Source organism: Pseudomonas sp. S3_B08 (assembly GCF_054667725.1).
Genome location: NZ_CP162750.1, coordinates 2,740,127 through 2,763,592, shown reverse-complemented (window position 1 = coordinate 2,763,592; position 23,466 = coordinate 2,740,127). Strand labels below are relative to the sequence as shown.

Sequence of the window (23,466 nt, the reverse complement as noted above, 5' to 3'; positions counted from 1 at the left end):
ATGCGCTTGCAATACAAGCGTGTCGAAATCAGCACTGGCCAGGTCTGGCCAACAACGAAAACCACGGACGCAGGCGTCCCAAGGAACGGGTTAATGAAAAAGCTGTTTACAATTCTGGCGCTGATCGCGCTGACGGCCGGTAGCATCGGCACGAGTTCGGCGCGTCAGCCGGCGTCGAACAAAGCGCAGGCCGAATCGGTGGCGGGGGTGTTCGACTACTACCTGCTGGCGCTGTCCTGGTCGCCGACCTTTTGTCTGACGCACAAGGACGATGCGCAGTGCACCGGCAAGGGTTACGGTTTTGTCCTGCACGGTTTGTGGCCGCAATACGCCAAGGGCGGCTGGCCGCAATCCTGCCCGCCGCTGACCAGGCTGTCGGCGGCAGAAACCAGCAAGGGCCTGACGATGTACCCGACGAAAAAACTCCTTGATCACGAATGGTCCAAGCACGGTACCTGCAGCGGTCTTGGCGCGGTGGGCTATCTGGACAAGTCCGATCAGGCCCTCGGCGCGGTGAAGATTCCGCAGGCGTTACAGCCGTTCGGCTCGACGTCGTACTACTTCGAAGCGCAAGAGATTGTCGATCTGTTTCGCAAGGCCAATCCGGGTATTCCCGAGGATGGCATTGCGGTGATTTGCAGCGGCCCGCAGCTGTCGGAAGTGCGGGTGTGCATGGACAAGGATTTGCAGTTCGGCGCGTGTGGCAAAGGGGTGAAGACGCAGTGTCGGGCGGGGGATATTCGGGTGCCGCCGGTACGGTGAGCCATCCGTAATGAGCCAGGAAAAACAGGCGCTCCCGTGAGCGCCTGTTTTTTTGGTCTGAGGATTTGGAAATGTGAATATGAATACTAACCACGCTACTACTCAAACACCATGAACATCCCCACCGCCGACCTGCTCCGCGAAATCAACAAACCCGAATAAAGATCCCCGGGGGATTCAGGCAAATCCCCCCGCATCCACCCCCAATTCCCCACGCAAAAACTCCACCAACCCACGCTGCATCCCGCTCAACACTCCCTCACGACTAACCAGCGCCAGTTCCGTCGGCGCCAACTCCGGCAGATCCCTACACACCTCGTGCTCTGGCAATACCGCCGAAACCGGCAACACCGAAACCCCTAACCCAGACGCCACTGCGGCTTGAATTCCGGTCAGGCTGTGGCTGCCGAACGCCACTCGCCATGGTCGCTGCGCCACATCGAGCAGGCGAATCGCCCGTTGTCGGTACAGGCAGCCCTGCGGAAACAGCGCCAGCGGTAGCACACCGCTGGAGGTGTCGAATTCGGTGCCTTTGACCCAGACCAGTCGTTCCGGCCAGGTGGCCCATGCCGGGCCGCTGTCGGGTTCGCGTTTGATCAGGGCAATGTCGATGTCGCCGGCGTCGAGGCGTTGGCGCAGGTCGAGGCTCATGCCACTGATGGTTTCCAGGCGCGCCTGCGGATGGTTGCGGGTGAAGCCGGCGAGGATCAGGGCCATGCGCCGGGCGTCGAAGTCTTCCGGCATGCCGATGCGCAGCACTTCCAGGTCGACGTCGCTGGCCAGCGCTTGCGTGGCTTCGGCGGACAGCGCCAGCAATCGGCGCGCGTAGTGGATCAGCAGTTCGCCGTGTTCGGTGACCGCGACGTTCACTCCGGTGCGGTCGCGCAGGAGTAGCGGGTGGCCGACCAGATCCTCGAGTTTGCGGACCTGCTGGCTGACCGTCGATTGGGTGCGGTGCACACGTTCGGCAGCACGGGTGAAGCTGCCTTCATCGACCACGCAGACAAAGGTTTTCAGCAATTCCAGATCCAGCATGGCGGCGCTCCTGATAGTGGATTTGCGAATGACGATCGCGTGTTTATTTAATTTCACACTATCACCGCGCGCTCATAAGCTGAAGTCCTCACTCTGGAGGAATCGACCGATGACCTTGAACAACACGCCACGCCCGCACTGGCTGACCTTCGATTGCTACGGCACGCTGATTCAGTGGGATGAAGGCCTGAAAGCCGTGGTCGAAAAAATGCTCAGCGACAAGGGCGAGCACACAGTCGACGCCACTAAGTTGATCGAAGTCTACGACCATCACGAGCACTGTCTCGAACAAACGCCGCCGCACCGTTCCTTTCGCGAACTCAGCACCCTCGGCCTGCAACTGGCGCTGGCGGAATTGGGCTTGCCGAGCCAGCCCGAGGACAGTCAGCGTCTGGCGGCGGCCATCCCGAACATGCCGCCATTTGCCGAAGTGGTCGACACCCTCGCGCAGCTCAAAGCCTTGGGCTTCAAGCTGTGCATCGTCTCCAACACCGACGACGCGATCATTGCAGGCAACGTTGCGCAGCTCGGCGGCCATATCGACCGGGTGATCACCGCGCAACAGGCCGGTGCCTACAAACCGGCGCCGCGCCTGTTCGACTACGCTCATGAGCAATTGGGCGTGACCCGGGATGAAGTGGTGCACATCTGCGCCAGCCCCATGCTCGATCACACGGCGGCGCGGGACATGGGTTTTCGTTGCGTGTGGATCGATCGCGGCACCGGGCGCCAGTTGTTGCCCGACTATCGCCCCGACGCGATCCTGTCCAGCCTCGATCAAGTGCTGCCGCTGTTCAAATCCCTCGGCTGGACCTAAGGAGGATTGCCATGGCTCATATCTTGAGCGGCACTGGCAAAGCCAGACCAAGCGCAACGCTGAACCTGGACACCGAAGCGATCATCACCGCCCGCAACGAACTCGCTGCGTGCTTTCAACTGGCCGCATTGCATGGTCTGGAGGAGGGCATCTGCAATCACTTTTCGGCGATGCTGCCGGGGCATGATGATCTGTTTCTGGTCAATCCATACGGCTACGCTTTTTCGGAAGTGACCGCGCAGAATCTGCTGGTCTGCGACTTCGCTGGCAACGTGGTCGATGGCGAAGGCGAGCCCGAAGCGACGGCGTTCTACATCCACGCGCGCCTGCACAAACAACTGCCACGGGTAAAAGTCGCCTTCCACACGCACATGCCGCACGCCACCGCGTTGTGCCTGTTGCAAGGCCCGCCGCTGCTGTGGCTGGGGCAGACTGCGCTGAAGTTTTACGGGCGCACAGCGGTGGACGAGGATTACAACGGCCTCGCGCTGGACGCATCTGAAGGCGACCGCATCGCCAGCGTCATGGGCGATGCCGACATTCTCTTTCTGAAAAACCACGGTGTGATTGTCGCTGCGCCGAGCATTGCCGAAGCCTGGGACGATCTGTATTACCTGGAACGCGCCGCGCAGGTGCAACTGCTGGCACTGGCCACTCAGCGCGAATTGAAACCGGTGCCTCATGCGATTGCGCAGCGCGCCTATGAACAAATGCGTGAAGGCGATGCGCAAAGTGCCCGCGCGCACCTGACCAGCGCGATGCGGCGGCTGGCCCTGCACAACTGATTAACCGTAAAGAAGCAATCGTAAATAAATCGACGAAAAGCGATCATCCAAACTCGCGACGCGCCGATAACTGGGCGGGAGGCGGGCGTTTGCCCGGTACATCCCGGTGGGCTACGCTCACACATACAAGGGTTTCGGGCTCGCGCCCCTGTCGTACCTGCCCAGGACATGCTTTTGCCAATCCCCAATCCCCAATCACGATCCGCATCAAGCCCCCGGCACGCTCAAGCGCCTGCCGCTACGCAAAGCGGCGGTGCTGTTTATCGTTGCGGTGAGCCTGTGCCTGTGCGGTCTGCTGTACCTGCAACTGGAGCAGTCGCGGCGTCAGGATCTGGCGGTGGCGAAAATGGCTTCGGGCAACCTGACCAGGGCCATGGCGCAGCAGGCCGAGGACACCGTGCGGGCGGCGGATCTGGTGATGACCAGCCTCGTCGACTGGATTCAGGACGATGGTTACGGGGCGGTGCAGCGCCCTCGGTTGCAGCGGATCTTTGCCCGCCGCGCGCAGCAACTCGATCAGTTGCATGGCATCTTTCTCTTCGATCGCGAAGGGCAGTGGATCATCACCTCGTTCGCCGATCTGCCTCGTGGCAACGGCGTGGCCGATCGCGAATATTTCAAGTTCCATCAGCAGAATGCCTCGACCGTTGCGCACATCGGCCCGGCGATTCGCAGCCGCGAAAACGGCGAGTGGATCATTCCGATTTCCAGACGCGTCAACGACCAGCTCGGCAACTTTCAGGGCGTGCTGATGGCCGGCATCCGCATGTCCTACTTCGATCAGTTCTTCAAAAGCTTCAGCCTCGATGACAGCGGCATCATGTTTCTGGCGCTGACCGACGGCACCTTGCTGGCGCGACGGCCCTTTGATGAGTCGTTGATCAATACCTCGGTGGCACACGGCGAGATCTATCAAACCCTGCTGCCGAACGCTAACGCTGGCACCGCGATGCTCAACTCCGTGGTCGACGGCGTGACCCGCTTGTATGGCTATCGACAGCTCGCCTCGTATCCGCTGGTGGTCTCTGCGGCGACGTCGCAAGACACGATTCTGCAGGGCTGGTATGACCGCGCCTATCAGTCCAGCGTGATTGTCGCGCTGGTGATTCTCGGGGTTGGCCTGTTCGGCTGGGTGTTCATTCATCAAGTGCGCGATGGCGAACGTATCGAGAAAAACCTGCGCAAGGCGCAACTGGCGCTGGAGCAGATCGCCACCCACGACAGCCTGACCGGGTTGGCCAATCGACGCTTGTTCGAGCGCTCGCTGGACATCGAATTTGCCCGGGGCGCGCGCCAGGTCAGTCCGGTCAGCCTGATCATGCTCGATATCGATTTCTTCAAGCGCTACAACGACGCGTACGGCCATGTCGCTGGCGATCAATGCCTGGCGCAGGTTGCGCAAGTGGTGAAGGCCTGCTGCCAGCGCAAGTCGGATCTGGCGGTGCGTTACGGTGGTGAAGAGTTCGCTGTGCTGTTGCCGGATACGGACATCAGCGGCGCGCTGGCGATAGCCGGGCAGATTCGCCGTAGCGTGATCGACAAGCACATCATCCACAGCGGCTCGCCGACCGGTTATCTCACCGTGAGCCTGGGCTGTTATTCATTCATTCCGCATGGCAACGACAGCCCGCAGGTGTTTATCCAGCGCGCGGACGCGGCGTTGTATCAGGCGAAAAATGCCGGGCGCAATCGCGCGGCGGTGTTTACAGCTGAAGAGGGTTTTGCCGAGTTGATGCGTTCGGATCGCTGATTTTTTCAATCAACAGACGTCAGAAGTGGGAGCGAGCCTGCTCGCGAATCGGTGTGTCAGCTTGCATCAAGGTTGGCTGACAGACCGCTTTCGCGAGCAGGCTCGCTCCCACATTGGGTCCTGATGTAAGCAGGACTATCTGGGATGGCTCTTGTTCGTTCAGCTGCCCGTGCCACCGTCCGCACCACCCGTGCCGCCGCCGGCCGAACCGGTGCCACCGCCCGCGCCGGAACCCGAACCACTGGCGCCGCCATTGGTGCCCGTGCCAGTGCCCATGCCCGAACCAGTTCCTGTCCCTGTCCCTGTCCCGGTTCCTGTGCCAGTTCCGTTATTGGTTCCACCAGAATTGCTGTCAACGGAAGGCGAGCCCGGCGTGCTGTCTGGCGGCATGGTCGAGCTGCTGGCGCCGCCGGACTTGGTGCCCGTCGCATCGGTGCTGTCATTGGCAGCGAAGCTGGCGGCGGATGCCGTGGCGAGCAGGCCGGCCAACAATAACGAAGTGAATTTGCGCGTCATCATGGTACGTCTCCTGATAAAGGGGATTACCTGATATTGGTCTTGCGCACTGAAACCTTGGTGCCCGTCGAGTGACGAGCGGTCAGTCGCCGCGCCAAGTGGCCTACCGTTCTTCTGCAATATTGGCTATTTGCCGAACCACCCCCGGGGACTAACGTAGCCACACATTCAATCGCTACCCCGGAGCCCACCATGCAACCTCGTGCCGATTTCTACACCGCTTCCCCTGATGCCATGAAAGCGATGATGGCGCTGGAAAATGCCGTCTCGAAACTGTCGCTGGAAAAGAGCCTGCTCGAACTGGTCAAGCTGCGCTCTTCACAGATCAACGGCTGCGCATTCTGCATCGACATGCACACCGCCGACGCGATCAAGGACGGCGAAACCCCGCGTCGTCTGTTCGCCGTGACAGCATGGCGGGAAGCGCCGTTCTTCAGCGAGCGTGAACGTGCCGCACTGCTGTGGACCGAGTCGCTGACACAACTGAGCCTGACCCACGCGCCGGACGAAGACTATGAAGTCGTCGCTGCGCAGTTTTCGCCGAAGGAACTGGTTGACCTGACGGTGGCGATCAACACCATCAATGGCTGGAATCGCCTGGCAGTGGGCTTCCGCAAACTGCCGCAGGCCTAAGCTGCCCACAATCCCCTGAAGGAGCTGCGCAAGGCTGCGATAATTTGATCTTGTCCTTTAAAAGCAAAGTCAAAAGCTCGCAGCCTGCGGCAGCTCCCGCAGGCGGGGCATCAATGCCCGTGCGCTCGGCGCTCTTGCGCATCAAGGGCGCCATCGCTGTGGCGATGATGAAGCAGACCGTGATCATCACCGGCCAGCATGGCGCCGGTGCCTTGGAACCGGTCAGTCATCACGGCTGCGCTTTGGCGATCGCTTGGGTACGGCAGGCGCGTTGCTGGGCTTGATGTATGCCTGGTTGATAGGCACGGGTCTGATGCACGCCGGCCGGTTTCAGGGTTTGGGAGAAACACTGATGGTCTGTAGCGCTTGGGCGTTGGCGCTGACCATTCAGACCAGAGAACTTTGATTGCTTCAGGAGATTTTCAGTGTTGTCAATTTGATTATCAGGTGTTGACATATTCTGAAACAAGTGTGAGATTAGTCGCCGTGAGTAAGGATGTACTCATCGCTATAGATCAGACTATGAACGGCTCAAGGGATTGGCATGTTTCATCTCATCGCATTACTTATCTGTTCGCCTCCGCATGCCTTTACCGTCAAGGCAGTCAATCGTTGCTCTGTCTTTCTTCTGCGCTGTAGCAATAGTTATTCTTCAACCCTCGGCGCGGGAAAATTTCTTACCGACCGGTAATTCCGGAAAATAACCAGATCCTGGAACTCGTTCGTTTCTTTTTGGAAGCGCGCGATACGTTTTGGTAACCGGAATGAAAGAAGCGACCAACAAGTTATCGTGGGCCGCCTGCATGTCGGATGAAGTCTTTCGTCTGGTTTTTGACAAGCCTTGATTACGCTGGAACAAGGTCGTTCATATCCATCGGTACAAATAGGCAGCATCAAAAATATGAGTAAGAAAATCACTATGTTGCTGAGTTTGGTATTGGCTGCGCAAACATCCGTGTCCGTCGCGGATAACGCTAACGGGAAAAAACTGTATCTGCAGCGATGCGCAGTTTGCCACGGAGCAGACATCAGAGGGACAGGTCCCTTGGCGAACAAAAGCAATCCAGCAACTCCTGATCTTACTCTGCCAGGTTTCAGAAAAAGACTTGATGAATATCCGGGGGTTATCGTTTCGTCGGTGATACTTCGGCCCAGCGGGAATTTGATCCCGAAAACATTGCGAGAAAACGGCGTAAAGATACCGCCACATGCGTGGAGTATTAACGACCTTCGTGATTTGCATCAGTACATGAGCAGTGTGATTTTCAGGAAGAACTGATTTCGACATGGATGGCGAAGGCAGCGTCCCGGCCATTTGAATTGTGTTTGCTTTAAGCCTTATTACTCAGAGGGACAACCCCATGCGGACAAAGGTTGCAATCGTTGGAGCAGGGCCGGCTGGATTAATGTTGGGGCAACTGCTTTCGCAGATGAATATCAGCAATATCATTGTTGAAAGCCGATCCAGGGAATACGTCGAGGGACGCAGTCGTGCGGGCCAGATTACACCCGCGACTGTCCGCATCCTGACACAAAGTGGTGTGGGTGAAAGAGTTCATGCTGTAGGGATGAAACATTCCACCCTGCAGTTCCATTACGACGGATCTACCCGTGAACTGGATTTCGAGGCACTCACCGGGCAAACCGTAATGATTTACGGGCAACAGGAAATCATCAAGGATCTCGTCGCAGCACGGTTGCGGACAGAGTATCCGCTGCTGTTTGGCGCTGCCGATGTCCAAGTGCATGGCACTGATGGTAACTCGCCTTCGGTGACGTTCCGACATGACGGCAGGCAGCAGAGTGTTGAATGTGATTTTGTTGTCGGCTGCGACGGCTTTCATGGCATTTGCCGGCCGCAAATCGCTGACGCACTCACTTGTTATTCTCATGCTTACCCGTTTGCATGGCTGGCGGTACTCGCCGAAATGACGCCAATTGCCAAGGATGTCATCTTTTCCAGCCACGAAACCGGGCTGGCATTGTTCACCATGCGCTCGGCGAAGGTTTCAAGAATTTATCTGCAATGTTCTCCGGACGAAGATCCCAATGAGTGGTCTGCCGCGCGCATCTGGGATCTCTTGCAATCGCGGATTGAAGGGCGGCCGGAGAAAGTTGACGGCGGGGACATTATTGAAAAAAGTATTGTGCAACTGAGAAGTTTCGTTGCCGAAAAAATGCAAAAGGGCAGGTTGTTCCTCGCGGGCGATGCCGCGCACATCGTGCCGCCTACTGCTGCCAAGGGGCTTAACCTGGCTGTCTCCGATGCCAATATTCTGGCTCGTGGCTTCGAGCATTTTTATGCCAGCGACAAGGACGATCTGTTGCTGTCGTATTCCGGCATTGCGTTGAAACAGGTGTGGCGGGATGTGCAATTTTCCCATTCGATGGCGATGTTGCTGCATCGTTACGACGACAATGCTCAATTCCACAGACGACTTCAAATAGCTGAACTTGATCGCATTCTCGGCACTGGCCCGGCGGCGCAGAATTTCGCCGAACTGTGGGTGGGCAGTCCTCCCTTCGCCGCGTCGATTTAAATCAGGCCTAGATCAAGTTGATCAGTGAACGCATGGAGTTGTGCAATGGCTCAAACACGCAAGGTCTTGATTATTTTGCATCAGGGACACTCGACGCCCGGCCGCGTAGGCGTCCTCCTGAATCAAATGGGATTTGAGCTGGATGTCCGCCGACCACGATTCGGTGATCCGCTTCCGCAGTGCATGGCAGAGCACGCGGGCGTGGCCGTTTACGGCGGCCCGATGAGCGCTAATGATAACGACGCTTATATTCGCGACGAGATCGACTGGTTGGCCAAGCCGTTGAAGGAAGGCAAGCCTTTGCTGGGTCTTTGTCTGGGCGGGCAAATGCTGACTCGGCACTTGGGATCGCGCGTCTACCGACTGGATGGTGGGATAACCGAGGCCGGTTATTACCCGATAACACCGCTGGCTGCTGCTCACGAGATAACGGCTGACGCCTGCGCTCCTTTTCCAGACCATGTCTATCAATGGCACAGCGAAGGCTTCGATCTGCCGCCAGGCGCTACGCAGCTAGCCGAAGGTTCGACCTTTCCGGTTCAAGCCTATCGATATGCAACTAACGCCTACGCTCTGCAGTTTCACCCGGAAGTGACTTACGAGACGATCGACCGTTGGGCAATGCTCGGTGGCGAACGACTCAAAGCGCCGGGTACCCGGCCTGCAGCCGAACATACTGCCGGTTGGCATCAATATGATTGCGCGGTGGCGACCTGGATCAAAGCGTTTCTTCCCAAATGGATCGGATCGCCTGCTTGAGAACTGAAAGTCCGAGTATCAAAACCTGACTGAATAACTTCAATAAATATTGTCTTGAATTCGCGACTTATGCGGGGATTGCGCGGTATGGATTTTCAACTTTGGATATTGTTTTGCGTAGTATTTCTATCGGCCGCGATACTTCCCGGGCCGAATGTTGCCTTTTCCATGGCACAAGCCCTGGATCACGGTTTCAAGGAATCGTTTCCAGCTGCCATTGGTTTCGGCCTGGCCAGTGGCGGGCACGCCGTTATTGTTTTGTCCGGTCTAGGGATATTGGTAAGAGATAACCCCGGTATTTTGTTCTGGCTGAAATGGGTGGGCGTTGTTTACCTGCTCTATCTCGCTTTTAAAGCGCTGCGTTCGCATACCCAGGTTGCAGTTGCCACTTCGCGCAAGCGAACCCCTCTGCAAATGTTTACCGGAGCGATGATCGTTTCGTTTACAAATCCCAAGGGGATATTGACCAACATCATCTTGTTTCCAACGTTCATCGATAACGCCTTGCCGTATATTCCGCAGTGCATTGCATTGGTGTCGACGGCAATATTCATCTCTACCACAGTATATGCACTGTATATGCTCATGGCGGGGCATGCGGCGAAGATTCTTCGCACAAAACGCCAAATGAGTGTCGTAACAGGGGTTTTATATATCGGCGTCGCTGCGGCCATTGCGACAACTATCTGAAAGCTTACGGGTATTCAAGGAGGGATTCGGATTGATTGGCGTATTTGATTTCGGCAGCGGTGGTTTAACGGTAATGCGCGCGTTTGAGTCGGCCCTGCCCGATGAGCAGTTCGTCTATTTGGGCGATCATGGAAACGCACCTTATGGCAATGATGCAGTCGACGATATCCATGATCTTACCCAGGCCGCCATTACTCGCCTTTTCAAGTATGGCTGCTCATTAGTTGTCATCGCCTGTAACACGGCGGTTGCCACCAGTCTGCAAAGATTGCAGCAGACGTGGCTTGCTGAGGTTCATCCCGGTCGCAGGGTGATCGGCGTTGTTGCACCTGTCGCCGACAGGATCGCGAACTCTGCTTGTGATTATCCAGTGCAAAGCGTCGCGGTCTTCGCGACTCAGCACACGGTTCAGTCAAATATCTTTGCGTCGCAAATCAATAATCGGCGTGCCGATATAAAGGTGTACCAACAAGCCTGTCAGGGCCTGGCGTTGCTCATTGAACAAGGTGTGCCTGAGGACATGCTGCGCACTGAGATTCGTAAACATGTCAATGCGCTCCTGAGTGCTGCTCCACAGGTGCCAGATGTTTGCATACTGGGCTGTACGCATTATCCGATTATTGAACACCTCTGGCGCCGCGAGCTGCCGGATTCCATGCGACTGATTTCCCAGTCCGACGCCGCCGCTGAAAGTCTGGTGGAGTACCTGAAAAGTAATCCTCATCTCTCAAGTGCAAGAGCAGGCGGCAACAGGTTCTTGACGACAGGCGATAGTGCAACGGTTTCACAACGAGCCTCGTTGTTCTACGGGGCGAGGGTGGCGTTTGCACCAATTGATGCATAGCCGATTACCACAAGTTTCGCCCTTTGTTCACCAGTGTCACACGGAGTGGAAGGGGCGATGAAACGGATAGTCAATATTTCAGGAGAAAGCGATGAAACTGGTTGGCATGATGGGATCACCCTATGTTCGGCGCGTGGCCGTTTCTATGCGGCTGATGGGGCTGGAACATGAACATCGGCAGATCTCGGTGTTTCGCGATACGGATGAATTTCGAACCATCAATTCGGTGGTCAAGGCGCCGACGCTGATTTGCGAAAACGGCGAAATGATCATGGACTCATCGATGATCCTTGATTATCTGGAGGCGCAGGTCGCACCGGACCGCAGTTTGATGCCGAAGGATTCGGCGGAGCATCAAAAGGTGCTGTCGCTCATCGGGCTCGGCCTCGCGGTATGCGAAAAAGCGGTCCAGCTAGAGTATGAATACAACAAACCGGTCGCTTTTCACTATGAGCCTTGGCAAACGCGCGTCACCGAGCAATTGCATGCCGCGTTGGCGCTTCTGGAAAAGGCTGCAGCCAGCGCCAATCCTTGGCTTGCAACGGCGCAGTTGTCTCAGGCCGATGTAACCGTGGCCGCCGCCTGGCGCTTCACCCAGTTCAGGGTCTCCCACTTGGTCGAGGTACAGAACTACACAGCGCTTGCCGCTTACGCTGACCGGGTGGAGCAACTGCCCGAGTTTGTTGCTACGCCGCTGAAATAAGCGCTGTGCCTGCCCCGGTATCGGGGCAGGCCGCAACCGTCCGATTCGCATCACCGCACCCTACAAGATCCCTCTCAATCGCAATGGCAAATCTGATCGCAGGGCTATGACGCTGTTGGCCGATCTGTTACTGCGTGATCAACCGGAGACACAAGGATGTTGAGCCTAGAAGATTTTTTTGCCTATGGCGAGGCGGGGTATACCCATGTGCCGCTTTGGCAAACCCTGTCATTGCCGCCAGAGGTGGAAGCCGTTGCGCTGTATCAGGCTCTAGCCAACTGCGGGCAAGATTATCTGTTCGAAACCGGCCACTGGCACGAGGGTGTGTTCGCGCCGGCGTACTCGGTGATTGGCCTGCCTTGCAGTCAGCGCGTCGAACTCGATGAGGGTGTCTTGCGCCTGTACCGTGACGGACAGATTTCGGTGACGATTGACTGTATTGATCCGTTGGCAGAACTGGGCAAGTTGCAGAAGGGCTTTCGTATACCGCAATGCCCGGGCCTGCCATGTTTCAGCGGTGGGTTCTTTGGCTATTTCGGTTTCGAAACGACTCGGCTCATCGAGTCGCGTCTGCGTCGAGTGCCGCGCAAGCCCTCTGGGTTTCAGCTGCCTGATGTATTGCAATTGATCAGCATGGATCTCGTCGTGCTGGATCACCGCGAGCATCTGGCTTATTGCATCGTGCATGAACCCCCGAAGGCGCTGGGCGATTACCAGTGTGGGCAGGATCGGCTCAACCGACTGATCGCAAATGTGCGCCCGTTGCTCGTACCGCGCGCCTCTGGCGGGCATGTGGTCGAGGTGACAACGCCGGTCGTCGAATCGGCCTTCCCGAAGTCAGCGTTCATTGAGGCCGTAGCAAGGATCAAGGACTACATCGCTGCGGGCGATGTGATGCAGGTGGTTTTATCCCAACGCATGAGCCTGCCTTTCGACGAGGACGCCGTCGCGCTGTACCGATCCCTGTCCGATCTGGGCCACACGCCTTATCGCTACTTGTTGAACCTGGGCGACTGCCAGGTGGTTGGCGCCTCTCCGGAAATGTTGTTTCGTCAGGAGCAACAAACGGTGGCCACCCGGCCAATGGCTGGTACACGCCGGCGGGGCAGTGGGGCAGTCGAAGACCACCGACTCAGGGATGAACTGCTCGCTGATCCGAAGGAAATTGCCGAGCATATGATGCTCGTTGACCTGTCGCGCAATGACCTCGGCCGATTGGCTCGCGTCGGCAGTGTGCAGGTGACGCAGTTGCTGAACGTGGAATATTTCTCCCATGTCATGCACATCGTCTCAACCGTGACCGGGCAGGTGCCGGACCACGTGACCGGGCTGGACCTGCTCAAAAGCATTTTCCCCGCAGGCACGCTGAGCGGGGCCTCGAAGGTGCGGGCGCTGGAGATCATTGCCGAACTGGAACCGCATTCTCGCGGGGTGTATGGCGGCGCGATCGGCTATCTCGACTGGAGCGGCCGTGCCGACCTGGCGATCGCCATTCGAACCGCACTGCTGCAAGACGCCCGTCTCTACGTTCAGGCCGGCGCCGGCGTGGTGCAGGATTCGGTAGCCGATCGTGAGTGGCAGGAAACGCTGGAGAAAAGCCAGTTGCTGCGGGTCGCCGCCGGCCGCTGTCAATCGATCGCCCAACGCCAGGAATTGCCATATGCACTTAATGATCGATAACTACGACTCCTTCACCTACAACATCGTGCAGTACCTGGGCATGCTCGGGGCTGAGGTTGAAGTGGGTCGTAATGACGAAATGACCTTGGCTGACATCGAAGCGCTGGCGCCAGAGTCTTTGATTGTCTCGCCTGGGCCGTGCTCTCCAACAGAAGCGGGCATTTCCCTTGCGGCCATCCATCATTTCGCAGGCCGTTTGCCGATATTGGGCATCTGTCTGGGGCATCAATGCGTTACCGCTGCTTTCGGCGGCGAGGTGCGCAGGGCGAGGCAGGTGCTGCACGGCAAGGTTTCCCGTATCAGTCACGACAGTCGTGACCTGTTCGACGGCTTGCCTGACGGCTTGCAAGTCGCGCGGTACCACTCTCTGGTGGCGGGTGTCTTGCCCGGCGAATTGGTGGCTACTGCGCACGTGCTGGATGACGACGGCATGCCGGGTGAGATCATGGCGCTTCGGCACCGAGACCTGCCGATCTATGGGGTGCAGTTTCACCCGGAGTCATTGATGACGCCGCAAGGTCTGGCGATGTTGGCAAACTACCTGCAACTGGTTGAGCGAACCCGGCTGACCAGGTACGCGCCCTGAGCGCTCTGTTCGAGGAATCGATTGCCTCGCCTTAATAGGAAGCATTACTATTCGCGCCTCTTTCCTCAGCGCGTCGCCAACCCTCATGCGTCCCCGCAGACCCGGCTTTTTCGAGCATTACGAAGAGTTGATCGGCACCTGGACTCGTCGCCTGCGCAATCGCGCGCAGGCCGAGGATCTGGCGCACGACACCTTTGTGCGGGTGCTCGAGGCGGATTCGGCGGCGGTGCAGCAGCCGCGTGCGTATTTGCACCAGACCGCACGCAATATCGCCGTTGACGGTTATCGGCGTGAGGACCGGCGGGGCGTCATGGAGTCGGAGGCGGTCGAGGACAGTGCGTCGTCGGCGGGCGATCCGGAGCATTACATGCACGCGATCCAGTTGGCCGATTCCATCGAACGCGCGCTCACCGAGCTGCCGCTCAACTGCCGCAAAATCTTTGTCTGGCAGAAGATCGAAGGCCTGACGCAGGCAGAAATCGCCGAACGCCTGGGGCTGTCCAAGAACATGGTCGAAAAGTATATGATCCGCACCCTGCGCCATCTGCGTGAGCGGCTGGATGGCTTGCAGTCATGATGACGTGTGACGTCGAAAAGATCGCAGCCTTCGGCAGCTCCTACAGGGGGGCGTGCCTGGTCTCAACCTCAGCCGGACAGAATATTCCATGATGGAGACGAGAGATTGCGCCTGTGGGCAAGCGGCGGTGCGTGACGAGGCGGCGGCATGGTTCGTGCGTTTGCAGGAACCGAATGTCAGCGTCGAGCAACGGCAGCGCTTCGAGGCCTGGCTGAACGAGCATCCGCAGCACCGTGCAGAATTCCGCCTGCTCCAGGACTTGTGGGCGGCTGCTGATCTGCTGCCGACGTCGCGTCTGCAGGCGCTTGCCGAAACTCCGCCACCTCGCCGCCAACGCCGGCCGTTGTTGCGTTATGCCGTGGCCGCGAGTGTCCTCGCCGTTGCGCTGGGGCTTGGCCTGTTCAGCGGGCTGAATCATCCGGGCGCTTACCGCGCTGAATTCGCCACGGCGCCGGGCGAGCGCAAACATGTGGCGTTGCCGGACGGTTCGCTGATCGATCTGAACAGTCGCAGCCGCTTGCAGGTGCGTTATGAGCAGGATCGACGGGTGATCGAATTGAGCGCGGGCGAGGCGATGTTCAGCGTTGAACACGACGCCTCGCGTCCGTTTATTGTCGAAGCCGGCAGCGGCAGGGTTACGGTCACCGGTACGCGTTTCGATGTGCGCCGCGATGCCACGCAAACCCGCGTGGCGGTGGAGCAGGGCACGGTGAAGGTGCAGGGAAGTGCTGCCCCGGACAACGAGTTCATCAACCTCACCGCAGGCCTCGGCACGGCGGTCGATGCCCAAGGCAAAGTCCTGCCGGCCTACGCGGTCAACCCGGCGCAGCTGACCGCGTGGCGCAACGGCAAACTGGTGTTCAACAACGCCAGCCTCAGCGAAGTAGCGGCAGAAGTATCGCGCTATCGCGACAAGCCGCTGACCGTAACCCAGCCGAACGTAGCCAGCCTGCGCCTGACCAGCGTGTTCAAATCCGACGACACCGACGCCTTGCTCAAAGCCTTGCCGAGCATCCTGCCGGTGACGGTGCGCACCCTTGCCGATGGCAGTCAGGAAATAATTTCCAGATAGCATTCAGGTTTTTTTTCAGTTCATCGTCTTCCTGTTCAACTGCAACTGGTTTGCATTAACAGCCGCACACTCTTGCGATCCACAGGACTCCGTACGACGTGAACATCACCACAACCCACAATAAAAAATCCCCTTGGTTGCCACTGGCCTTGGCGCTCGCGGTCAGTGCCGCGATGCCGTTGGCGTTTGCCGCTGAAGCCATTCATATCCGCGCGCAACCGCTGGGCCAGGCCTTGAGCGAACTGGGCCAGCAAACCTCGCTGCAGGTGTTTTTCAGCCCCGAGCTGGTGGCCGGCAAACAAGCTCCAGCGGTAGACGGCGACCTTTCGCCAGAGCAGGCGCTGCGGCAGTTGCTGCAAGGCAGCGGCCTCGATTATCAGATCAATGAAGGCTCGGTGACGCTCGCCCCAGCCGCCACTTCCGCAGCCAGCAACGGCCCGCTGGAACTGGGTGTGACCGACATCAAAGTGGTCGGCGACTGGCTCGGTGACGCCGACGCTGCGGTGGTGCAGAACCACCCCGGCGCACGCACGGTGATTCGCCGCGAAGCGATGGTCGAGCAGGGCGCGATGAACGTCAGCGACGTGCTCAAGCGCGTGCCTGGCGTGCAGGTGCAGGACTCCAATGGCACCGGCGGCAGTGATATTTCCCTCAACGTCGGCGTGCGCGGTCTGACTTCGCGCCTGTCGCCACGCTCGACTGTTTTGATCGATGGCGTACCAGCGGCGTTCGCGCCTTACGGCCAGCCGCAACTGTCGATGGCGCCGATTTCCTCTGGCAATCTCGACAGCATCGACGTCGTGCGCGGCGCCGGTTCCGTGCGCTACGGGCCGCAAAACGTCGGCGGCGTGATCAACTTCGTGACCCGCGCGATTCCGGAGAAAACCACCGGCGAAATCGGTACCACCCTGGAAACGACGCAGTACGGCGGCTGGAAACACATTGACACCGCGTTCGTCGGTGGCACCGCCGACAACGGCATGGGCGTCGCGCTGCTGTACTCCGGCGTCAACGGCCACGGCTATCGCGAGCGCAACAACGGCAACGACATCGACGACGTGCTGCTCAAGACGCACTGGGCGCCGACCGATCAGGACGACTTCAGCCTCAACTTCCACTACTACGACGCCAGCGCCGACATGCCCGGCGGCCTGACCCAGCGTCAGTACGACGACAAACCGTACGAGTCGGTGCGTGACTACGACCAGTTCACAGGCCGGCGCAAAGACGTGTCGTTCAAGTGGATCCGCCAGATCGACGAGCGCACCCAGGCAGAAATTCTCACCTATTACACCGACAGCTTTCGCGGCAGCACCATCGCCGCGCGCGATCAGCGCACCCTCAGCTCGTACCCGCGTTCCTATTACACATTGGGCATCGAGCCGCGCGTGTCGCGGGTGTTCGATGTCGGCCCGACCACTCAGGAAGTCAGCGTCGGTTATCGCTATCTGAAAGAGGCCATGCACGAAGAATCGAGTCGTCTGGCGCTGGTCAACAACCAGCCGGTGGTCACGCCGACCTCCGACGGCCATGTGTTCCAGGATCGCACCGGCGGCACCGAGGCCAATTCGGTGTATGTCGACAACAAGATCGACGTCGGCAACTGGACCATCACCCCGGGCATTCGCTTCGAACACATCAGCACCGACTGGCATGACCGCGCCGTGCTCGACACCGCTGGCCGCCCGGTACCGGAGAAAAATCGCAGTATCGAAAGCAACGAACCGCTGCCGGCGCTGAGTGTGATGTATCACCTGTCCGATGCCTGGAAGCTGTTCGCCAACTACGAAACTTCGTTTGGCAGCCTGCAGTATTTCCAGCTCGGCCAGGGCGGTTCGGGTGACAGCACCGCCAACGGTCTGGAGCCGGAAAAGGCCAAGACCTACGAGATCGGCACGCGCTACAACGATGATGTCTGGGGCGGCGAGGTGACGCTGTTCTACATCGATTTCGATGACGAACTGCAATACATCAGCAACGACGTCGGCTGGACCAACCTCGGCGCGACCAAGCACCAGGGCATTGAAGCCTCGGTGCATTACGACATGGCCGCACTCGATCCGCGCCTCGATGGCCTGACCGCCAACGCCGGGCTCACCTACACCCGCGCCACTTATGAAGGCGAGATCCCCGGCTTCAAGGGCCGCGATCTGCCGTTCTATTCGCGGCAGGTTGCGACGGTCGGTTTGCGTTACGACATCAATCGCTGGACGTACAACATCGACGGCTTCGCCCAATCGAAACAGCGTTCGCCGGGCACCGGTGTGAATGCGGATGGCAGCTTCAACGGCAACTACATCACCGAAGGCACGGCGGACGGGCAGTACGGCGACATCCCGGGTTACGTGACCTGGAACGTGCGCGGCGGTTATGACTTTGGTCCGCAGGTGTCGAACCTCAAGCTTGGTGCCGGGGTGAAGAACGTCTTCGACAAGCAATACTTCACCCGCTCCAGCGATAACAACTCGGGGATGTATGTCGGCGCACCGCGCACGTTCTTCGTGCAGGCCAGCGTCGGTTTTTAAAACACAAGAGCAAAAGATCGCAGCCTTCGGCAGCTCCTACAGGATGTTCGCCGATCCCCTGTAGGAGCTGCCGAAGGCTGCGATCTTTTGCTTTAGACCTTCAGAACTTTACCGCCAATCGCCACAGCCACCAGCAATACCGCCATCAGTCCAAAGGCAAAACTCAGGCTGCTGGCATGGGCGACAAAACCGATCACCGCTGGCCCGGCGAGAATCCCTGCATAACCCAGCGTGGTAATCGCCGGCACCGCGATGCTCTCCGGCATCACCGTCTGCTTGCCCACCGCCGTGTACAGCACCGGCACGATGTTCGAGCAACCGGCGCCGACCAGCGCATAACCGAGCAGCGCCGCTTGCCAGCTCGGCGCGAAGGTGGCGAGAAACAACCCCGCCGCCGCCAACAGACCGCCGAACAGAATGATCCGCGTGGCCCCCAGCTTGCGCACGATGCGATCACCAAGCAGACGGCCGACGGTCATGGTCAGGGCAAACGCTGCGTAACCCATTCCCGCATAAGCCGTGTCGATCCCCCGTTCCTGAGCGAGGAACACTGCGCTCCAGTCCAGCGCCGCGCCTTCGGTAAGGAAAACGATGAAGCACATGCCGCCGATAAACAGCACGATGCCATGGGGAATCGCGAACGCCGGGCCGGAGCTTTCGCTGCCATAGGGCAGCATGTGCGGCACGCATTTGAGCAAGGCGCCGATCAGCAAAACCACTACCACCAGCATCGCCGCCAGCGGTGTCAGGCCGAGGCCGAGCAGGGCGCTGACACCCGCCGCACCGACGATGCCGCCGAGGCTGAACAGGCCGTGGAACCCCGACATCATGTGCTTGCCGCTGGCGCGCTCGACGATCACTGCTTGCAGGTTCACCGTCGAATCCACCGTGCCGAGGCCGGCACCGAACATGAACAGCGTGGCGATCAGCGCCGGGATCGACGACACCGTCGCCAGCAACGGCAGTGCCGCGCAGATCAGCAAGGTGCCGGCGGTGGCTACACGTCGGCAACCAAAACGCGTGGCAAGAATCCCCGCCAGCGGCATCGCCAGAATCGAGCCGACACCCAGGCACAGCAGCAGTAATCCCAGCGTGCCCTCATCCAGCCCGGCTCGCGCCTTGGCATACGGCACCAGCGGCGCCCAGGCGGCGATGCCGAGGCCAGCGATGAAAAAAGCGACGCGGGTGGACATCTGTTGCAGACGTCCGGGGACGAACGTGTCTTGGGGGTTGAGGCTGGTCATATCGATCCTTGGCAAAAAAACAACTGCATCCCGAGTGACATTCTGACGGCGTTGAGGTTCGATCTCAGGCCTTTCGGGGCATAACGGTGAACATCCTACCCTGTGGGAGCGAGCCTGCTCGCGAAAGCGGTGGGTCAAATAAGGAATTGTCGACTGACGCACCGCCTTCGCGAGCAGGCTCGCTCCCACACTGGTTTGCGGTTTACAGTCGGATTTTCGCCAGCATGGAATACGGGAACAAGGCATGACGAGCTTCTACGACGCACGCGGCAATATCTACGCTGTGGTCTCACCCCAAGCCTTGCGCGAGGCCGGGATTGCTTTGCCGGTCAGCGCCGCCGAGTGCGCCGGGTCTCGGCAGCAATGGAGCGAAGCCGCCATCGCCCTGTGCTGCGATTGGCCGGAAGGCCAGCGTCCGGCCAACGGCAAACCCCACCGCAGTGACGGCCTGCTGATCGGCCCGTTCCAGGCATCTGCGCCTTTCGATGTGCTGATCGTCAACACCGACGGCAGTCTCGCCGAGCGCAGCGGTAACGGCCTGACGATTTTTTCTCAGGCATTGACCGAGCAAGGCTTGATGCCGGAGCAGGGCGCAGTGTTGCGCGTTCATCATGACAAGGGCGAAGAGCTGGATACGGCGGTGACACCAGCCGAAGTCGAAGGCGTGCGCGGTTTCTGGCTCGACCTCGGTCAGCCCGGATTCGGCCCGCAAGCCGTCGGGGCGCGGGCAGTCGAGAGCGTTCAAATCAATAATCGCGACGTCAGCCATGTCCAGCCCCTGGCGCAACTCGATCCCACTTGGACCCACAGCCAATTCGTCCGCATCGGCAATCCGCACTGTGTAACGCTGCTCAGCGATGCAAGCGCTTTGCCGAGCAACGAACAGATGCGTGAACCCACCCTGAACCAACGGCTTACAGCAATCGCCTATGCCATGCCCACCGGTGCCGGCAATCCCTGCCCGGCGGGCGTCAATCTGCAATGGGCCGCGCTGGCGTCGCCGCAGCAAATCCTCGCCCGGGTATTCGAACGTGGCGAAGGACCAACCGCGTCATCCGGCACCAGCGCCAGTGCGGTCGCGTGTGCCGCGTGGCGGGTGGGTTGGGTCGAGGCGGGAGAAGTGCGGGTGGTCATGCCGGGTGGCACCGCACCGGTTTTGCTTGAGGTTTCGCAAGGGGAATTGCTGCGCGTCAGATTGTTTGGCACGGCGCGGTTGATGGATTGATTCGGCCGACGCCATCGCTGGCAAGCCAGGCTCCCACAGGGTTTTGCATGAGGGCCCAATCATGTGCTCAACACAAAACCTGTGGGAGCCTGGCTTGCCAGCGATGAGGCCATCAGCCCCAGCGCAATCTCAACTGAACTCCACCACCGGCATCTGCCGCTTCATCAACACCTTGCCGCCGCGAATCGAATACAGCGGCAGGCCTTGGCTGCGGATCACTTCGTAGTCGCTGTCCGCCGAGAGAATCAGCAGGTTCGCCGGGCGGCCCTGTTCGAGTCCGTAACGCTCGCCCAGGTGCATGGCTTTGGCGCTGTTGTCGGTGACCAGATCCAGCGCGCTTTGCAGGTTGCGATAACCGAGCATGTGGCAGATGTGCAAACCCGCTTCAAGCACGCGCAGGATGTTGCCGTTACCCAGCGGATACCACGGGTCGACGATCGAATCCTGACCGAAACACACGTTCATGCCGGCTTCGAGCAGTTCGTTGACGCGGGTCACGCCCCGGCGTTTCGGGAAGTTGTCGAAACGTCCTTGCAGATGAATGCTTTCGGTCGGGCAGGAAACAAAGCTGATGCCGGAATGGCCGAGCAGGCGGAACAGTTTGGCGCAGTAGGCATTGTCATAAGAACCCATCGCCGTGGTGTGGCTGGCGGTGACGCGGGCGCCCATGTCGCGGCTGCGTGCTTCTTCGGCAAGCACTTCGAGGAAACGTGAATGCGGATCGTCAGTCTCGTCGCAGTGCACGTCGACCAGGCAGCCGGTACGCTCGGCCAGGTCCATGAGGAACTTCACCGAGCTGACGCCCTGATCGCGGGTGTATTCGAAATGCGGAATGCCGCCGACCACGTCGGCGCCCATGCGGATCGCTTCTTCCATCAGCTCGCGACCGTTGCGGAACGACTCGATGCCTTCCTGCGGGAACGCGACGATTTGCAGATCGATCAGGTGACGGCTTTCCTGGCGCACTTCGAGCATGGCCTTGAGCGCGGTGAGTTGCGGGTCGGTGACGTCGACGTGGGTGCGCACGTGCTGAATGCCGTGGGCGGCCAGGGCCTGAATGGTCTTCTTGGCGCGGGTCTTGGTGTCTTCTTCGGTGATGGTGACTTTGCGCTCGCCCCAGCATTCAATGCCTTCGAACAGCGTGCCGCTCATGTTCCAGCGCGGCTCGCCGGCGGTGAGGGTGGCGTCGAGGTGGATGTGCGGCTCGACGAAGGGCGGCACCACCAGATTGCCGCCGGCATCGAGGTCATCCGCGCCGAGGGTCGGCGCTTCGGTCTGACGGGCGATGCTGTGGATCAGGCCGTCTTCGAGGTGCAATTCGTGCAGGCCTTCCTGGTTGCGCAGGCGGGCGTTGATGATGTGCATCAGGCAAATCCTTTTTATAGGTCTTGTAGTGGTGCGCTGACGCGACGTGCGCCCAGCACACCGGTGACGATGACATACGTTAGCGCGGCAGCGGCAATGCCTACCAGCGGCGCGACCCAGGGCGAGCTGAACGCAGCGACGGTTCCGACCCCGTAGGCCCCGAGGCCCGGCCAGTTGAACGCTGGCAACCGTGCGTCGGCCAGACGCGGATAGTGCCCGCGCCAGCGATAGAAAAAGTCAGCCATGATCACCCCGCCAATCGGCGGAATCACCGTGCCGAGCAGGATGAGATACGGCACCAGCATGTCGTACATGCCCAGCAGGGCGAGCAGAGTGCCGATCACCGCGCCACCGAGGGTCACGGTCTTGCGCCGCCCGGTGCGCAGCAGGTTGCAGCCGGCCACGGCGAAGTTGTAGATGGTGTTGTCCTGAGTGCTCCAGATGTTCAGCAACAGCATGGCCATCGCGGCCATGGCGAAGCCCTGCAACAGCAGCACTTCAACCACATCCGGCTGTTGATAGACGATCGCGCCGTACGCGCCGATCAGCACCATCAGCCCGTTGCCGATGAAAAAACCGATCAGGCTGGCCAGCACCGCGACTTTTGCCGAGCGCGAAAATCGCGTCCAGTTGGTGGCTTGCGTTGCGCCGCTGACGAAGGTGCCGAACACCAGGGTGATCGCTGTCGACCAGTCCAGCGAACCGCTCGGCACCACGCTGAGCAAGCCTTCGAAGCCGCCGACTTTCACGGTCGCTGCCCACATCGACAGCATCAGCAGCAACATCATCGCCGGCACCGCGATGTACGAGAGAATCTCCAGTCCGCGATAACCGATGTACGCCGTAGCGCAGAAGCCGAGGCCGAACAGCACCATCAGGACCAGCACGGTGGTTTCATCGAGATTGAAATACTTGCCGATCACCACCGCCGCCGTCGCCGTGCCCCACGCGTACCAACCAATCTGGGTGAAGCCGAGAATCAGATCGCTGAGCTTGCTGCCGACCTCGCCAAAACAGAAACGCCCCATCAGCACCGAATTGATGTAACCCAGCCCTGCGGCGTAAAGGCCCAGCAGCAGATTGCCAACAATGATCACCGCCATCATCTCGGCGAAACCGAACGCGACCCCGAGCTTGCCGCCGGCAAACATGGTCGCAGTGAAAAACGTGAAGCCCAGTAACACCATCGCCGTCGAGGCCAGGCCTTTGCGCGCGTGCATGGGGACTTCACTGAGCGGGTAATCGTTGCCGGGGGCGTTCTGCGTCATGGGGCAGTCCTTGCAGGAAGGGGAAGACGCAGAAGGGTTGCAGCGGTCGTGCCAAGCGGCGCAAGTGACCGAATGTGTAGACGCGAATGG

23 protein-coding genes are annotated in these 23,466 nt (G+C 59.5%); 18 read left to right on the top strand and 5 right to left on the bottom strand.

Translation table 11 applies throughout. From position 1 onward, the window contains the following. Positions 1–93: 93 nt before the first annotated feature. Complete coding sequence (locus tag AB4N73_RS12500; RefSeq protein ID WP_252884537.1) at positions 94–762, top strand: ribonuclease T2; 669 nt, start codon at positions 94–96, stop codon at positions 760–762. Positions 763–939: 177 nt separating this feature from the next. On the opposite strand, the gene AB4N73_RS12495 is transcribed toward AB4N73_RS12500, so the two are convergent. After that, the gene (locus AB4N73_RS12495) at positions 940–1,797 is read right to left on the bottom strand and encodes a LysR family transcriptional regulator (RefSeq protein WP_425643840.1); all 858 of its coding nucleotides are present in this window, start codon (positions 1,795–1,797) and stop codon (positions 940–942) included. A gap of 109 nt (positions 1,798–1,906) precedes the next feature. On the opposite strand from AB4N73_RS12495, the gene AB4N73_RS12490 reads away from it, so the two are divergent. The 3 genes from AB4N73_RS12490 (at position 1,907) to AB4N73_RS12480 (ending at position 5,149) form a co-directional block, all read left to right on the top strand. Continuing rightward, complete coding sequence (locus AB4N73_RS12490; protein ID WP_460143528.1) at positions 1,907–2,614, top strand: haloacid dehalogenase type II; 708 nt, start codon at positions 1,907–1,909, stop codon at positions 2,612–2,614. 11 nt (positions 2,615–2,625) lie between these two features. After that, complete coding sequence (locus AB4N73_RS12485; protein ID WP_460143527.1) at positions 2,626–3,399, top strand: aldolase; 774 nt, start codon at positions 2,626–2,628, stop codon at positions 3,397–3,399. A 187-nt stretch (positions 3,400–3,586) separates the two neighbouring features. Further along, the gene (locus AB4N73_RS12480) at positions 3,587–5,149 is read left to right on the top strand and encodes a sensor domain-containing diguanylate cyclase (RefSeq protein ID WP_460143591.1); all 1,563 of its coding nucleotides are present in this window, start codon (positions 3,587–3,589) and stop codon (positions 5,147–5,149) included. A gap of 159 nt (positions 5,150–5,308) precedes the next feature. Here the strand turns inward: AB4N73_RS12480 and AB4N73_RS12475 are convergent, their stop codons facing one another. Beyond that, entirely contained in the window at positions 5,309–5,668 is a 360-nt protein-coding gene (locus AB4N73_RS12475; protein WP_460143526.1) for a hypothetical protein, read from the bottom strand. A gap of 189 nt (positions 5,669–5,857) precedes the next feature. Here AB4N73_RS12475 and AB4N73_RS12470 point away from each other — a divergent pair, with 189 nt between their 5' ends. From AB4N73_RS12470 to AB4N73_RS12410, 13 genes are all read left to right on the top strand, one after another. After that, on the top strand, positions 5,858–6,298 hold the full coding sequence (locus tag AB4N73_RS12470; protein ID WP_016775423.1) for a carboxymuconolactone decarboxylase family protein: 441 nt from the start codon (positions 5,858–5,860) through the stop codon (positions 6,296–6,298). A gap of 113 nt (positions 6,299–6,411) precedes the next feature. Then, a complete protein-coding gene (locus AB4N73_RS12465; protein ID WP_157115956.1) occupies positions 6,412–6,582 on the top strand; it encodes a hypothetical protein in 171 nt (56 codons plus the stop codon). Positions 6,583–7,199: 617 nt separating this feature from the next. Next, on the top strand, positions 7,200–7,577 hold the full coding sequence (locus AB4N73_RS12460) for a c-type cytochrome (RefSeq protein WP_460143525.1): 378 nt from the start codon (positions 7,200–7,202) through the stop codon (positions 7,575–7,577). An 82-nt stretch (positions 7,578–7,659) separates the two neighbouring features. Continuing rightward, a complete protein-coding gene (locus AB4N73_RS12455) occupies positions 7,660–8,838 on the top strand; it encodes a 4-hydroxybenzoate 3-monooxygenase (protein ID WP_460143524.1) in 1,179 nt (392 codons plus the stop codon). A gap of 45 nt (positions 8,839–8,883) precedes the next feature. Further along, complete coding sequence (locus AB4N73_RS12450) at positions 8,884–9,597, top strand: glutamine amidotransferase-related protein (protein WP_460143523.1); 714 nt, start codon at positions 8,884–8,886, stop codon at positions 9,595–9,597. Positions 9,598–9,684: 87 nt separating this feature from the next. Continuing rightward, the gene (locus tag AB4N73_RS12445; RefSeq protein WP_163032909.1) at positions 9,685–10,287 is read left to right on the top strand and encodes a LysE family translocator; all 603 of its coding nucleotides are present in this window, start codon (positions 9,685–9,687) and stop codon (positions 10,285–10,287) included. Between the two features lie 31 nt (positions 10,288–10,318). Continuing rightward, positions 10,319–11,131, top strand: coding sequence for a glutamate racemase (murI, locus tag AB4N73_RS12440; RefSeq protein ID WP_460143522.1), 813 nt, complete (start codon positions 10,319–10,321; stop codon positions 11,129–11,131). A 91-nt stretch (positions 11,132–11,222) separates the two neighbouring features. After that, a complete protein-coding gene (locus tag AB4N73_RS12435; protein WP_460143521.1) occupies positions 11,223–11,834 on the top strand; it encodes a glutathione S-transferase family protein in 612 nt (203 codons plus the stop codon). A 156-nt stretch (positions 11,835–11,990) separates the two neighbouring features. After that, positions 11,991–13,514 (top strand): anthranilate synthase component I family protein, encoded by a 1,524-nt coding sequence (locus AB4N73_RS12430; RefSeq protein ID WP_460143520.1) that lies wholly within the window; start codon positions 11,991–11,993, stop codon positions 13,512–13,514. Continuing rightward, a complete protein-coding gene (locus tag AB4N73_RS12425; RefSeq protein WP_460143519.1) occupies positions 13,495–14,100 on the top strand; it encodes an anthranilate synthase component II in 606 nt (201 codons plus the stop codon). Before AB4N73_RS12430 ends, AB4N73_RS12425 begins: the two co-directional genes overlap by 20 nt. Positions 14,101–14,185: 85 nt before the next feature. Further along, positions 14,186–14,677, top strand: coding sequence for a sigma-70 family RNA polymerase sigma factor (locus AB4N73_RS12420; RefSeq protein ID WP_122746864.1), 492 nt, complete (start codon positions 14,186–14,188; stop codon positions 14,675–14,677). A gap of 88 nt (positions 14,678–14,765) precedes the next feature. Further along, positions 14,766–15,749, top strand: a complete 984-nt coding sequence (locus tag AB4N73_RS12415) for a FecR family protein (RefSeq protein WP_460143518.1) — start codon at positions 14,766–14,768, stop codon at positions 15,747–15,749. A gap of 98 nt (positions 15,750–15,847) precedes the next feature. After that, positions 15,848–18,274 carry a TonB-dependent siderophore receptor gene (locus AB4N73_RS12410; protein ID WP_460143517.1) on the top strand — a complete coding sequence of 809 codons (2,427 nt, stop codon included), beginning with the start codon at positions 15,848–15,850 and terminating at the stop codon, positions 18,272–18,274. A 92-nt stretch (positions 18,275–18,366) separates the two neighbouring features. Here the strand turns inward: AB4N73_RS12410 and AB4N73_RS12405 are convergent, their stop codons facing one another. Further along, complete coding sequence (locus AB4N73_RS12405; RefSeq protein ID WP_150634866.1) at positions 18,367–19,518, bottom strand: MFS transporter; 1,152 nt, start codon at positions 19,516–19,518, stop codon at positions 18,367–18,369. A 244-nt stretch (positions 19,519–19,762) separates the two neighbouring features. On the opposite strand from AB4N73_RS12405, the gene AB4N73_RS12400 reads away from it, so the two are divergent. Next, on the top strand, positions 19,763–20,743 hold the full coding sequence (locus AB4N73_RS12400) for a diaminopimelate epimerase (RefSeq protein WP_460143516.1): 981 nt from the start codon (positions 19,763–19,765) through the stop codon (positions 20,741–20,743). Positions 20,744–20,872: 129 nt separating this feature from the next. Here AB4N73_RS12400 and codA read toward each other — a convergent pair whose 3' ends face one another. Both codA and codB read right to left on the bottom strand, forming a co-directional pair. After that, on the bottom strand, positions 20,873–22,108 hold the full coding sequence (gene codA / locus AB4N73_RS12395; protein ID WP_460068226.1) for a cytosine deaminase: 1,236 nt from the start codon (positions 22,106–22,108) through the stop codon (positions 20,873–20,875). Positions 22,109–22,122: 14 nt separating this feature from the next. After that, positions 22,123–23,376, bottom strand: a complete 1,254-nt coding sequence (gene codB, locus AB4N73_RS12390; protein ID WP_460143515.1) for a cytosine permease — start codon at positions 23,374–23,376, stop codon at positions 22,123–22,125. Positions 23,377–23,466: the final 90 nt, after the last annotated feature.

Excerpts from the sequence above, each read along its gene's own strand:
- AB4N73_RS12500 (WP_252884537.1), top strand. The coding sequence starts at position 94 with ATGAAAAAGCTGTTTACAATTCTGGCGCTGATCGCGCTGACGGCCGGT.
- AB4N73_RS12495 (WP_425643840.1), bottom strand. The coding sequence starts at position 1,797 with ATGCTGGATCTGGAATTGCTGAAAACCTTTGTCTGCGTGGTCGATGAA.
- AB4N73_RS12490 (WP_460143528.1), top strand. The coding sequence starts at position 1,907 with ATGACCTTGAACAACACGCCACGCCCGCACTGGCTGACCTTCGATTGC.
- AB4N73_RS12485 (WP_460143527.1), top strand. The coding sequence starts at position 2,626 with ATGGCTCATATCTTGAGCGGCACTGGCAAAGCCAGACCAAGCGCAACG.
- AB4N73_RS12475 (WP_460143526.1), bottom strand. The coding sequence starts at position 5,668 with ATGATGACGCGCAAATTCACTTCGTTATTGTTGGCCGGCCTGCTCGCC.
- AB4N73_RS12470 (WP_016775423.1), top strand. The coding sequence starts at position 5,858 with ATGCAACCTCGTGCCGATTTCTACACCGCTTCCCCTGATGCCATGAAA.
- AB4N73_RS12465 (WP_157115956.1), top strand. The coding sequence starts at position 6,412 with ATGCCCGTGCGCTCGGCGCTCTTGCGCATCAAGGGCGCCATCGCTGTG.
- AB4N73_RS12460 (WP_460143525.1), top strand. The coding sequence starts at position 7,200 with ATGAGTAAGAAAATCACTATGTTGCTGAGTTTGGTATTGGCTGCGCAA.
- AB4N73_RS12455 (WP_460143524.1), top strand. The coding sequence starts at position 7,660 with ATGCGGACAAAGGTTGCAATCGTTGGAGCAGGGCCGGCTGGATTAATG.
- AB4N73_RS12450 (WP_460143523.1), top strand. The coding sequence starts at position 8,884 with ATGGCTCAAACACGCAAGGTCTTGATTATTTTGCATCAGGGACACTCG.
- AB4N73_RS12445 (WP_163032909.1), top strand. The coding sequence starts at position 9,685 with ATGGATTTTCAACTTTGGATATTGTTTTGCGTAGTATTTCTATCGGCC.
- AB4N73_RS12435 (WP_460143521.1), top strand. The coding sequence starts at position 11,223 with ATGAAACTGGTTGGCATGATGGGATCACCCTATGTTCGGCGCGTGGCC.
- AB4N73_RS12430 (WP_460143520.1), top strand. The coding sequence starts at position 11,991 with ATGTTGAGCCTAGAAGATTTTTTTGCCTATGGCGAGGCGGGGTATACC.
- AB4N73_RS12425 (WP_460143519.1), top strand. The coding sequence starts at position 13,495 with ATGCACTTAATGATCGATAACTACGACTCCTTCACCTACAACATCGTG.
- AB4N73_RS12420 (WP_122746864.1), top strand. The coding sequence starts at position 14,186 with ATGCGTCCCCGCAGACCCGGCTTTTTCGAGCATTACGAAGAGTTGATC.
- AB4N73_RS12415 (WP_460143518.1), top strand. The coding sequence starts at position 14,766 with ATGATGGAGACGAGAGATTGCGCCTGTGGGCAAGCGGCGGTGCGTGAC.
- AB4N73_RS12405 (WP_150634866.1), bottom strand. The coding sequence starts at position 19,518 with ATGACCAGCCTCAACCCCCAAGACACGTTCGTCCCCGGACGTCTGCAA.
- AB4N73_RS12400 (WP_460143516.1), top strand. The coding sequence starts at position 19,763 with ATGACGAGCTTCTACGACGCACGCGGCAATATCTACGCTGTGGTCTCA.
- codA (WP_460068226.1), bottom strand. The coding sequence starts at position 22,108 with ATGCACATCATCAACGCCCGCCTGCGCAACCAGGAAGGCCTGCACGAA.
- codB (WP_460143515.1), bottom strand. The coding sequence starts at position 23,376 with ATGACGCAGAACGCCCCCGGCAACGATTACCCGCTCAGTGAAGTCCCC.